We start from the raw sequence: 12,031 nt of genomic DNA, 5'->3' as shown, positions 1-12,031 counted from the left end.
TATTGAGGTGATCTATGCCGCATTTTGTTGTGGAGTATTCTGACAATCTGCATGAGCAGTTGGATTTTCAGCCGCTGTTTAAAGCGCTGCATGAGTATGTGGTTTCAACCGGAGCCTTCCCGATTGGTGGAGTCCGCAGTCGTGCGATTCGTTGTTACGACTACCGGGTAGCGGATGGCCGGGAAGACTTTGCTTTTCTCAATCTTAGTCTGAAAATCGGTCATGGGCGGGACATGGCACTTAAACAGGAAGTTGCAGAAAGGGTATTTGAGATTCTCTGTAACTGGATGACCCCTGTTACTGATAATAGCTACTGTCAGATCTCCTTTGAGATGACAGAGTTGGACCCTGTTCTTAAGTTTAATAAGAACAATATCCATCCACTGTTTGCAGCTAAGTAGGTGTAGGTGGTGTTTAACAGCCCTCCGGCTTCAGGTATGAAATAGAGTTTATACTCGGTTGCGGAGGGTAAACAGATACATAAATTTTATTTAGGATTCTCTTTTGGTATCGTAAATAATGCTGTATCTTGGAAATCTGATCTGCGTCAGATTTTAAGTCTGGCAGCTTTGACCTGAGTTATTGATGGGTATAAATAGCGCTGCTATGGCTTTTTATCCTGCAGGTAAAAGTGCTGCAGGTATTGGATTTGATACAGAATCTTTTTTTCAGGGTTTTAAAGTGATTTAAAATCTGCCGGAACAGGCAAAGATCTGTAATGGCTGACTGAGAATAAAAAACACTAACAACGATAAAGCGTGTGAACTATAACCAGCTTGACCCTACTGCACGGCCGGTTATAGGGCAAAACCTAAGCAGGAGACAACAACAATGACAATAATGAAGAAAACGTTTAAACAAGCACTGGTGGGTCTGACCCTGAGTGCTTCCGTACTGGCTTCTAATTCGGCTTTTTCTGAAACCATTCTGCGTGTGGGTACCTGGCTACCACCAACGGCGGCTCAGAACTCAGTTGTTTGGCCTACCTGGGCTAAATGGGTTGAAGAAGCGACGGAAGGTCGTGTGAAAATTAAAGTTGAACAGGGTTTAGGCCATCCTAAAACGATGTTCAATCTGGTTGAGGATGGTGTTATCGATGCTTCCTTCAGCTATCACGGTTATGTTCCGGGTCGCTTTAAACTGCCACAAGCGGTCGAGCAGCCAGGTCTGGGTGTTGGCGCAGAAGCTGCGTCTGTTGCCCTTTGGAAAGTGTATGACAAGTACTTTAAGCAGGCCGATGAGTTTGAAGGTCTGGAAGTTCTGGGGATGTTTACCCACGGCCCGGGTCTGATCCACTCCAAAGAGCCAATCAACTCCCTTGCTGATCTTGAGGGCAAAAAGATTCGTGTTGGTGGTGGTGTTCAGAGTGAGCTGGCTGAGCGCATGCATGTGACACCGGTCGGTGCTCCTGCTCCTAAGGTTTACGAGATGCTGCAGCAGGGTGTTATTGATGGTGTGTTTATTCCCATGGGTGAGCAGAAGTCCCTGCGCCTGAGTGAAGTTACTGATTATGTGACTGTACTGCCGGGTGGTATGTATCTGGGCAGCTTCTCTATGTTTATTAATCCTGAGTTTATGGAAGATCTGTCTGAGAAGGATCGTCAGGCGATCCGCCGTGTGTCCGGTTTGCGCTTGTCTGCCCTGGCGGGTAGTGCATGGGATGGTGCCGATCTGGATGGTTACAAAGCCGCTCAGGAAGCCGGTGTAAATGTAAAGCGTATCTCTAAAGATGATGCGATGTACAAAGAGTTCGTAACCCTGACCAAGGGTATGGATCAGGTTTGGATCGACTCTGTTGAAGATCGTGACGTAGACGCGAAAGCGGCGCTGCAAGAGATGCGCAAAATTGCCCGTGATTACGAAGCTAATATGAAAAACGGTAACTAAGTGGAGTAGTGTATGTCTCTCGCAACGCTTCCTAAGTGGGTGGCAGAACACTACGAGGAAAAAGGGCCGGTTATCTGGCTGGCCTTTTTTCTTGAGGCCTGTGCGGCGGTGGTTCTGTTTGCTTTGATGGCTCTGACTTGCATGGATGTGATCGGCCGATATTTTTTCGATAATGCAGTGGATGGTGCCGTAGAGCTTACAGAGATCGGTTTGGCAGTGATTGTTTTTGCCCAAATGCCGATTGTGACCTGGCGCGGTGGCCATGTTGTTGTTGATATTCTGGACAGTTACATCAGTCATAAGCTGATGCGTGTGCTGGGTTTGCTCTCTGCATTGCTGATGTCCGGCGGGCTTTATTTCCTGGCAGAACGTATGTTCTACCTGGGCGAACGATCTATGCGTCGGGGGGTCGTTACGGAATATCTTGAGATCCCTGTGGGGTATATCGTGCAGTATATTGCGGTTATGAGTTATGCCACCGCAGCGCTGATGATTACCTATGGCGTGTATCGGATCATTATCGAAACCCGCGACTAAATCGAAACCCGTGCTCAGCTTTGAGTTAACGCTCCATCGTCTGTTACAGAAAAAGGCTTAGCCTGAACCTGTAGCGGGTTAGGCTGAGTTTGTCATCTGCGTTATTTCCGGATCAAGTTTATGACTGTAGCACTTATCGGCTTTGCTATTCTGCTGGCACTGATCGTGATCGTGCGAATTCCTATCGCGTTCGCGATGGGCTTCGTAGGGTTCTTCGGCTTTGCCTACCTGCAGGGGCTGGGCTTTGACAATTTATTTGATTTCCGCTGGACCGGTGCCTTATCGATGGCCGCGAACCGTGTCATTGATACGGCTCAGGAATACGGTCTGTCGGTTATTCCTCTGTTTATCTTAATGGGCAACTTGGTCACTAAATCAGGACTGTCTCAGGAGCTGTATCAGGCTTCCTACGCTTTTCTCGGGCACCGTAAAGGCGGCCTGTCCATGGCGACTGTTGTGGCTTGCGGTGGTTTTTCTGCGATCTGTGGCTCGTCTCTGGCAACCTCTGCCACCATGGCGAAGGTCGCGATGCCGCCTATGCGTAAATTTGGCTATTCGGATTCTCTGGCCACGGCATCCATTGCGGCCGGTGGCACCTTGGGTATTCTGATTCCGCCGAGTGTTATTCTGGTGATTTATGGCCTGCTGACAGAGTCCAGTATCCGTGAGCTGTTTGCTGCGGGTTTTATTCCGGGACTTTTGGGGATTCTTCTGTATCTGGGGGCTGTGCGTTACACCGTATGGCGTAACCCTGAGGCGGGCCCTCCGGGCGAGAAGATGAGCTGGAGTGAGCGTTTTTCTGCCCTGAAAGGTGTTTGGGGCGTGCTGGTACTTTTTACCATCGTAATGGGCGGTATCTACCTGGGTGTCTTCACGCCAACGGAGGCTGCAGGTATCGGCGCAGGTGGTGCGTTTGTTATCGCGCTGGCCCGCCGTTCTCTGACCCTGGGCTCTTTGTTCCATGCGATGACAGATACCGGCCGAACCACAGCGATGCTGTTCGGTGTTCTGATCGGTGCGCTGATTTTCTCTGACTTTATTAATCGCGCGGGCTTGCCGGATGCTCTGCTGGACTTTGTGACGTCGCTGGATGTCAGCCCGATGGGCGTTATTCTGGTGATTCTGGCGATCTATATTGTGCTGGGTATGGTGTTTGAAAGCCTTTCTATGATGCTGCTGACCGTGCCGATTTTCTATCCGCTGGTTCAGAGCCTGGGCTTTGATCTGGTCTGGTTCGGTATCGTGGTGGTGGTGGTGACGGAGATCAGCCTGATTACGCCGCCGGTGGGGATGAATGTCTTCGTGTTAAGTGCTGTGCTCCGGGATGTGAAACCGGGCACTATCTTTAAAGGGGTAACACCTTTCTGGATGGCGGACATTGTTCGCCTGATGCTGATCACGTTTATTGCACAGATCGCCCTGTTTCTGCCGGAACTTTTATACCGATAACAATCCCGAATATAGAAAAGAATAACAATGAATGAAAATTGCTCAGAACGGCTTTGTTCTGAGCAATTTCGGATAATAAGGAGGGTTTGCTATGCTGCCCGGAGTTACCCGTATTTTATATGCCTCGGATATTCGGCCCGGTTCCCGTCCGGCTTTTCGTGCGGCGATGAGCCTCTGTGGTCATTACAAATCCCATATCACCTTTCTCCATGTGGTTGAGCCGGTAAGTGGTCACGCGGAGCGTCTTGTGCGTTCTATGATGAGTGATGACCCTAGTCTGAAGGCGCTGCATGATGAGAGTCTGCAGCATGTCCAGCAGCAGGTTGTTGAACGCGTCGAGCGTTTCTGCCGTGAAGAGCTGGATGCCTCAGAAATGTTGGCGGATGGTCAGCTGGAAGCTCGTGTCGAAGAGGGTGCGCCCTGGAAGAAAATTCTGGAAGTAGCCGAGGAGATGGATGCTACTGTGATCGTCATGGGGGTTCGGCACCAAAACAGTTTATTAGGCGATACACCGACAAAAGTGATGCATCACTGCCGTCGGCCAATTTTGACTGTCCCGCTTTAAGCCCACAGAATCGGTGGGTTATTATGCTGTGTTTTATCAGCGGCGCCTGTAAGTTTTCATGGTAGTGCTCTTCATGCCGGTACTGCCAGTTGTCGCTGTTTTACAGAGCAGAGGTTCTCTCTGCTCTGCTTTTTCTTATCGGTGATTTGCTCAGGGGCTCCCCTGACGACCAGGATTGATTCCATGCCTGACAGGTATTTTGATTCGGGTAGTGAATGCCAGAGCGCTTAAGCATATCTAAGAATCAGAAACGATGCAGGCAGGAAAAGGATACAGAAAGATAATCGCTGGGTAGCTGGGGACAGAAGGTGCCTTAAGCAAAGCACCTGCTGTTTAGCATTTAGATGATGTTGAGTTTGTAAACGGTGGTGGTGCCAGACACTTCGTTACCGACCGCGATAAAGTGCTCACCTTGTCGGGTGAAGTACTCGATGGACTCAGGGCCGAGGTCTTTCACTTTGGGGTTGTAGGTACCGTTGGCACATTCACCGTCTTTATCCACTTCTGTACAGACATCAGCGGTAAAATTGCGGTTGTTGACGTAATCCAGAAATACCGGTGCCTTCGGATTAGACACATTATAAACGGCAATGCCGCCCTGGCGTTCCAGCCCAATAAAGGCCAGTGTATTGCCATTAATCTTGGCAACTTCCACCGCTTCTGGCTCTACACCTTTGTCGTCGCTACGGTCATCACTTTCATTGGTGTCATTACTTGCATTGAAATGCTGTGCCGTATTTGCCAGCTTTGACAGTTGATCGCCACTATCAAAGACCTGTTCGCCATTCAGTGTCCAGATTGAGAATGAGCGTGCGCCAAAGGTTTTAATGGTTTGGTCTGCAGCAACCTTATAAGCCTCAGCGTTATCAACAACAACTTTAATACGACCGATCGCCTTGCCGTTAGCGATGGTATTGTCGCCGTAAACCGCTCTGTTCATCAGAGGGTGCTGTTCCGCTACTTTAAGTTTTTTACCCCGGGTTTCATCGGTATAAGAGATGCAGTCGCCGGAGGTTGTGGTGTAGCTTGCGCTATTACTACTGTCATCGCTATCCCATTTATGACCTTTGCCTTCGCATTTACTTTGAGTGGTCTCGTAAATGTATTCCCGGCCATCACCTTCGTTTGCAGTAATGACATACTGCTGACCATAGACGCTAAATCCTGCGATGGTATCCGGCATGTAGTAGCCCGCTAGCTGAGGGTAGCTTGCAAGGCTGAATTTGCCATCTTTATTGGTCAGGTCGAGTTGATAACCATAACCGCCGGTTTCTTTGTCCGCCCAACTCTTCAGGCCCAGGCCGTTAATTGTTTCGATCTTTGCCGATGCAATATCGATAACTGCCAGAGCGTTGTTTTCCTGTAATGCAATAACAGCCTTACCATCATCTGTTAATGCGATATATTCTGGTTCCAGATCCTGGGAGACGGTTGCACCGTGTGGGCGGGGAAGCCGCACACTCTTCAGTTCTGAGTAGCGTGGATTGCCTTGATTGAAATCGTGAAAGTTGATCTGCTTAACGACGGCTTTTGAGTTGTTGGTGCCGGAGCTGATGTCGATAAGTGTTACGCTGCCTTCTGGGTCAACGGAGTAATCCTTGCTGGGCTCGCCTTCATTGGCTGCCAGAATGTGATTGCCATCTTCGGTCAGGATGACCATGTCCGGCAGCGCACCTGCTGGGTAGGTGTTGATCAGAGAAAGGTCATCGCTGCGGTAGAGCGCGATAATCCCATCTTTTTGTTTATTGCTATTTTCAATAGCGACAGCCACTAAGCCTTTTTTTGCCGACACACTGTTTGCGGCACCGATAGCGATATTTGCAGCTTCGGCTGCTGACTTCAGATTGATGCTACCGGCTTTAACCGGTTGATCGTTATTGTTGAAGCCTAGCACATCAATGCTTTTGTTTTCTGCGTTGACCACATACAGACGGTCAGTGGTTTTGTCGTACGAAACGATCTCAGCACTTGAGGTGTCAAACTCGCTACCCGATACATAGCTGCCAACTACGTCCAGTGAGAGGCTCTTGATTGGTGTTTGCTGAGGCAGCATGTTGTTTTGGCTTGCGCAGCCAGCCAAGGTTGCACCAATAACCAAAGCCAATAACTGTTTTTTCATTTCGTATTCCATTTGCCAGTGAGTGATTCGTGCCGGTATATAATTAACACCGGAGTACACTACCAGGCTTCTGTTACAGTCTGATGTTATTGGGTTTTTCGGTCATAGATGGTGTCGTAGACAAACTGACGAAACCATTGATGTAGCGGATCATGATGCATTCTGGCGTGCCAGAACATGGAGATCTCCATCGGTGGGATCTCAAACGGAGGCGGCAGTACTGAGTATTTATCTTCAGAGACATAACGGCGCACAAATTTAGCCGGCAGCAGAATGATCATATCGGTGGTGGCAATAATCTCCAGTGCGGCAAAAAAATGGGGTACCCGAACACTGATATTGCGTTTATGGCGGTTTAATGCCAGCAGGTCATCAATACCACTGTTACCCGTTCCTGTGGGGCTGATCATAACGTGCTTGAGCTGAAGGTACTGATCCAGAGTGATTTTTTCTGCATATGGGTGGCTTTTGCGGACAACGGCTACAAAATGGTCATGGGCCACAATGCGCTGGAAAATGTCTGAAGGCGGGATAGTAGCCCCTCCGATAATCAGATCAACCCGGTTCTCCTCCAGCTCGGTCAACAGGTTGGAGCGCCAGTCTACGGCGGTCAGGCTGACACCGGGAGCAACCTCATTTAATGCAGGTACCAGCCTCGGCAGTAAACTATGGGTGCCGTAGTCGGTTGTTGCCAGGCGAATACTGCCTTTGTGAGTTGCAGGGTTGAATTTTTCCGGCAGCAGTAGCGCACTGGCGTTTTCCAGTAGTGCGTTAAGCTGAGGCTGAAGTTTCTCCGCCCGGTTTGTCAGGGCCAGGTGCTTCCCGGACTTGACCAGTAGTGGATCGTCAAACATCTCTCTGAGCTTGGCCAATGTCCGGCTGACAGCCGACTGTGTCAGATTCAGCTGATGGGCTGTCTGAGTCACATGCTTCTCATCCAGCAGTACTTTTAGGGTTACCAGTGCATTAAGGTCGATCTTTTTCAGGGTGCGTATATCCATGGCGCAGGCTCTTGCTCTTTCTTATTTTTTACACGTTTATGTATCGTGTAGCGTTAAACTATTTTTGATGATTTAAAATCATGCTAAGAATTTGAATTATGAATTTAACTTATACCAAAGATCGGGTCACAATGCTGCAGCTGCGATTAAAGTTAATAAGGTATCGGGGGAGGGGAGATAAAGATGTCAGATGAAAATGTATTGTTTCGAAAGCAGATTGAAGTGCGCTGGAGTGACTGTGATGCCAACCAGCATATGCGCCACAGTGCTTATGCAGATTTCTGTGCTCATACCCGTGTCGGGTACATGATTAAAATTGGTATGACTCAGGAGTGGTTAAAGCAGCAGGGTTTGGGGCCGGTGCTATTTAAAGAGGAAACGGAGTATTTTCGTGAGCTCTTTATGGGAGAGGTGGTCGAGGTCACTATTGAGATCGGAGAGCCCACCGGTTCCGCGAAATCGGTTCAGCTGGTCAATAGTATCTACCGACAGAATGGTGATCTGGCGGCACGCCATAAAGCTGTTTTTGGTTGGTTCTCGGTGGCGGAACGTAAGGTCGTTGAACTGCCGGATATTGTAAAACAGTACATGCTGGAGCAAAAGACAGCGGGTGTCTGAGTGGTAGGCCTGTTTAGTGGTAGGCCCGTTCAGTGGTAGATATAGCCAGTTAGAAGCAGAAGAAGTTAAAGCATCTGTATAGCTTAATAGCGCAGTTTTAGGTCTTAAGTGTCGATAGCCTTTAAACGCAAACAGCCCGACAAATGATTGTCGGGCTGTTTGTATTGCTTGAGTGCCAGGCTATTTGAGCCAGCTGGACAGTGTGGCAGGAGAGCGCTCCAGCCAGGCTGCCATCTCTTTCAGGCTGCCAGCGGCTTTAGCTTCAGCTGCTAGCTGGTTGCGGGCCTGGGTTAGCAGGTCGTTACGTTTCCGGCTCTGAAGATCTTCACGGCTGACACCAAGTTGCTCACAGGTGTTGTCGATGATCTTATCGATACCTTCAGCTCCGGCAGGTTGAGCGACAGCTTTTTTAGCTTTTGCATCCGCCTGTTTAGGCGTAGCTGCTTTCTTAGCTGAACTCTTTTCAGACGGTGCTTTTTTACTCGTTTTGTTTGCCGGTTTTTCTGTTGCTGCCACTGTTGATCCGGCGGCTGACAGAGCGCCATTGATGGCAGGCAATAGTGCCAGGCTTTTTATATGGCAATCCAGCAGGTGGGCAACTTCCGGGCTGAGTTGTGAGCGCACATCATCGGAAAGAGGCTCCTGCAAAACCAGATAAGTTTCCTGGGGCAAGGTGACGTTTTGTGCCACGGTGATTGGGGTCAGCAGATTGAAGCGAACCAGCTCCATCATGCGTTGGCCGGTGGCCGAGAAAAAGCTTTGCGCTTTATCCAACCCTTTGATCACGTCATTCAGCTTACGGGTTGGCTTACCCTTAGAGGTTAGCAGCTTCTGGCCTTTGCCCTGAAAGTGCGGTGCCTGGGAGTAGTAGGCCAGCTTAATATCGCGCTGTTTCAATATCCAAGTGAAAGGATAGTGCCGGAGCAGTTCCGGTTGCTGCTTCAGGCTCCACTGACCATTCCTGATCAAATGTTCGCCATCACAGGTTAATAGCGCAATAATCTCGATCGTACCGGTAAGATTACGACGGAAAACCACAGGCAGGCTCTGAGACAGCTCTACGGCTTCTTTAATATGAACAGGTACTGAGGCCCATTGGCTGGCAAAACTCAGGTCGGGTTCTTCATGAAAGCGCAGATCATAATCATGATCCGGGGAAAACAAATCTACCGTTTGATTATTCATACTCATCATTTTTTTATTGTTTCAGCTCTTATCCTAAGAGTGAAAAGCCTTTATCTGTGGGATGGGCCACCTTTTGCTTCTGATTGCAGTTTGCTTAATACTTTAACTGCGGTCAAAAGGTTCGGCGTATCTTACCAGCCTTGAAAGGTGCTAACCAGTGGTCGGCCGCGTCGGTAAGTAATTGAATGTAAAATGCAATTGACGCCTTTATGCAGACTTCGTCGCCTAACTACCTTTTATAGCGGGCAATGTCTGTAATGTTTTGCTTCAGGTCTTACCTGGATATGTTGCTCAGAGCTTATTTTTTCTGGGTTATAGAGCTTCGTTCGGTTAAATTAACCTTATCTGGGGAGGGTACTATTTTTGCTGATGGGTGTTCCCTCCCGGTTGAGGTTGTATTACTGTTTGATACACGATGTAACATATTGAGAGGTAAAGGGAATGTTAAAACCGTTATTGCGGGTAAGCCCACAATTCTCAATAAAGAGTGCTCTGTTTTTCTTTTTTTTAGCTCTGATGATGCTCTTTATAACCCCTGCCAGATCTGAGGCATCGGCACAGTTAGCGGCTAAAGAGCAGGCTTATCTTGATACTAAGCCCTACTTGTCGGTTCTGGCGCTGGATAGCTTTCCTCCGTTCAGTTACTCGGAAGACGGCGTTGTAAAGGGGTATACCGCTGACTATATGCGGGAGATGGGGCGACTGCTTAATAAAGAAGTGCGTTTTGTTAGCGGTGTTCATTGGTTTGAAGCGTTAAGAATGCTCCGTGCCGGAGAGTTGGATATTATTCCTACTATCGTAGAAACCTCAGAACGAAGAGCTTACATCGATTTCACTTCTTTTAAACATATTGAGTATATCAGCGCTGCAGTTTTTCACCGCGATCAGGCAGGGGTTCCCCTGGAAAAACAGATCATTGCGGTGGCGAAAAATACTTTTCTGCATGACCATCTGCAAGAGCACTATCCTAATATTTTTCTTTTAGTCACAGCATCAACTGATGAAGCGGTTCTTGCGGTGGCAAGTGGTCGTGCAGATATCGCTGTCAGCAGCTATCCGTCGCTGGATTTTTATATTCAGAAGCATTGGTTAAGCAATCTGATGACCGGTCAGGTTCCGGGCCTTGAGCTGCCTGGTCAAACATCGTTATCGATGGGGGTCCAGAAGGGTAATACCTTGCTGAACAGTATCCTGTCCAAAGGAGAGGCCGCAATGCCTCAAAGCTTTGTTTCCGGATTAAAAGAGCGCTGGATGAGCAGCAGGCATCGTACGGACGATGCCGCAGGTCTGACGACTGAAGAGGTGCGTTTTTTACGTGCACATCCTGATCTGAAGCTCTGTGTTGATCCTGACTGGATGCCATTAGAAGGACTGGAAGATGGTCAGCATACTGGCATCGCCTCCGAGCTGATGGCGTTAGTGGCTGAGCAGCTTAATACACGGTTTACCCCTGTAGAGAGTGGTTCTTGGTCTGAAACCCTCCGGCAGGCACAGACGGGGAAGTGTGATATTTTTCCCCTGATCATGAAAACCCCTGATCGGGAATCATTTCTGAGTTTTACCCGACCCTTTGTCGAGTCCCCTCTGGTATTGGTTACGGGGATTAACGAAGCCTATCTGCCCAGTTTAAAAGAATTGCAGAACAAGCGTATTGGTACGGTTAAAGGTTATGCTTTTAACCCTATGTTAAGTGAACAGTACCCTGACCTTACGTTTGTGGAAGTGGATAATATTGAGCAGGGCTTGGCCAAGGTTCGTAGTGGCGAGCTTTTTGGCTATATCGACTCTCTGATCGCATCAGGCTATTGGGTGCAGAAACACTACCTGGGTCAGCTTAAGGTCAGTAGTGAGATCGATAGATTTTGGCAGCTTTCAATGGGGGTGCGTAATGAACTGCAACCGCTGGATTCAATTCTGAATAAGGTGATTAGCCAGATTCCTCTGTCCAGCCGACAGGAGGTTATCAATCGTTGGGTTTCTATTCGCTATGCAGCGCAGCATGACTGGTTGATAACCCTTGCGGGCATTTTTGCGACTGTCTTTATTCTGGGTGGTGTGATCATCTGGTATGTACGATTGAACCTTATGTTGAAAAAAGAGGTTCGGTTGAAGGAAGAAGCTCAGGAAGCTGCTCTTAATTTGGCGCGAACGGATCAGTTAACCGGGCTGATGAATCGCCATGGCTCGGAACCCCTTATTGAGCAGGAAATGGCGCGCTGCCGCCGTTATAAAATCCCGGTCTGCATGATGATTCTTGATATTGACTACTTTAAGAGAATCAACGACTCACTGGGCCATAAAGTCGGGGATGATGTTTTGTGTTGGTTCGGTGCGGTTATGGCCGGGGTCACGCGGGAAGCTGACTACTTGGTGCGCTGGGGGGGAGAAGAGTTTCTGGTATTGCTGCCGGATACAGAGCTGAGTGCCGCCAGAGAGCTGGCAGAGCGGTACCGTCGGCAGATTGAAGAAGGAGCTGCCAAAGCGGCCGTAGCTTTTACCGTGAGTATCGGCGTATCTCAGCTTGACCCGGAAGATAGCTTTTCTCACTGGTATCAGCGAACCGATCTGGCGCTTTATCAGGCGAAGAACTCCGGGCGCAACAGAGTTCATGTTTTTGATAAGAATTCCGAGAGACAGGTAACGGAATGAGAAACAGGTAATGGACGTTGC

The 12,031-nt window shown here is 48.8% G+C and carries 10 protein-coding genes; 7 read left to right on the top strand and 3 right to left on the bottom strand.

Annotated features, from left to right (window positions below; genetic code table 11):
* The first annotated feature begins 14 nt into the window (after positions 1 to 14).
* The 5 genes from ACN0R8_RS07115 to ACN0R8_RS07095 all read left to right on the top strand — a co-directional run bounded on the left by ACN0R8_RS07115 (position 15) and on the right by ACN0R8_RS07095 (position 4,438).
* A complete protein-coding gene (locus ACN0R8_RS07115; RefSeq protein ID WP_417596396.1) occupies positions 15 to 401 on the top strand; it encodes a 5-carboxymethyl-2-hydroxymuconate Delta-isomerase in 387 nt (128 codons plus the stop codon).
* Between the two features lie 439 nt (positions 402 to 840).
* Entirely contained in the window at positions 841 to 1,887 is a 1,047-nt protein-coding gene (locus ACN0R8_RS07110) for a TRAP transporter substrate-binding protein (RefSeq protein ID WP_417596845.1), read from the top strand.
* Between the two features lie 12 nt (positions 1,888 to 1,899).
* Positions 1,900 to 2,424 (top strand): TRAP transporter small permease, encoded by a 525-nt coding sequence (locus ACN0R8_RS07105; protein ID WP_417596395.1) that lies wholly within the window; start codon positions 1,900 to 1,902, stop codon positions 2,422 to 2,424.
* Positions 2,425 to 2,544: 120 nt separating this feature from the next.
* Positions 2,545 to 3,873, top strand: a complete 1,329-nt coding sequence (locus tag ACN0R8_RS07100; protein ID WP_417596394.1) for a TRAP transporter large permease — start codon at positions 2,545 to 2,547, stop codon at positions 3,871 to 3,873.
* A gap of 91 nt (positions 3,874 to 3,964) precedes the next feature.
* Positions 3,965 to 4,438 (top strand): universal stress protein, encoded by a 474-nt coding sequence (locus ACN0R8_RS07095; RefSeq protein ID WP_417596393.1) that lies wholly within the window; start codon positions 3,965 to 3,967, stop codon positions 4,436 to 4,438.
* A 340-nt stretch (positions 4,439 to 4,778) separates the two neighbouring features.
* Here ACN0R8_RS07095 and ACN0R8_RS07090 read toward each other — a convergent pair whose 3' ends face one another.
* Both ACN0R8_RS07090 and ACN0R8_RS07085 read right to left on the bottom strand, forming a co-directional pair.
* Positions 4,779 to 6,557 carry a choice-of-anchor I family protein gene (locus ACN0R8_RS07090; RefSeq protein WP_417596392.1) on the bottom strand — a complete coding sequence of 593 codons (1,779 nt, stop codon included), beginning with the start codon at positions 6,555 to 6,557 and terminating at the stop codon, positions 4,779 to 4,781.
* 86 nt (positions 6,558 to 6,643) lie between these two features.
* On the bottom strand, positions 6,644 to 7,558 hold the full coding sequence (locus ACN0R8_RS07085; RefSeq protein ID WP_417596391.1) for a LysR family transcriptional regulator: 915 nt from the start codon (positions 7,556 to 7,558) through the stop codon (positions 6,644 to 6,646).
* Positions 7,559 to 7,741: 183 nt separating this feature from the next.
* On the opposite strand from ACN0R8_RS07085, the gene ACN0R8_RS07080 reads away from it, so the two are divergent.
* A complete protein-coding gene (locus tag ACN0R8_RS07080; RefSeq protein ID WP_417596390.1) occupies positions 7,742 to 8,176 on the top strand; it encodes an acyl-CoA thioesterase in 435 nt (144 codons plus the stop codon).
* 180 nt (positions 8,177 to 8,356) lie between these two features.
* Here ACN0R8_RS07080 and ACN0R8_RS07075 read toward each other — a convergent pair whose 3' ends face one another.
* Positions 8,357 to 9,361, bottom strand: coding sequence for a SapC family protein (locus ACN0R8_RS07075; RefSeq protein WP_417596389.1), 1,005 nt, complete (start codon positions 9,359 to 9,361; stop codon positions 8,357 to 8,359).
* A 441-nt stretch (positions 9,362 to 9,802) separates the two neighbouring features.
* On the opposite strand from ACN0R8_RS07075, the gene ACN0R8_RS07070 reads away from it, so the two are divergent.
* The gene (locus tag ACN0R8_RS07070; RefSeq protein ID WP_417596388.1) at positions 9,803 to 12,010 is read left to right on the top strand and encodes a diguanylate cyclase; all 2,208 of its coding nucleotides are present in this window, start codon (positions 9,803 to 9,805) and stop codon (positions 12,008 to 12,010) included.
* Positions 12,011 to 12,031: the final 21 nt, after the last annotated feature.

The sequence above is a fragment of the Oceanospirillum sp. genome, from assembly GCF_048265165.1.
In the GTDB taxonomy this organism is placed as follows: Bacteria; Pseudomonadota; Gammaproteobacteria; order Pseudomonadales; family Halomonadaceae; genus Oceanospirillum.
This window is presented reverse-complemented; position numbering and strand designations above follow the sequence as displayed.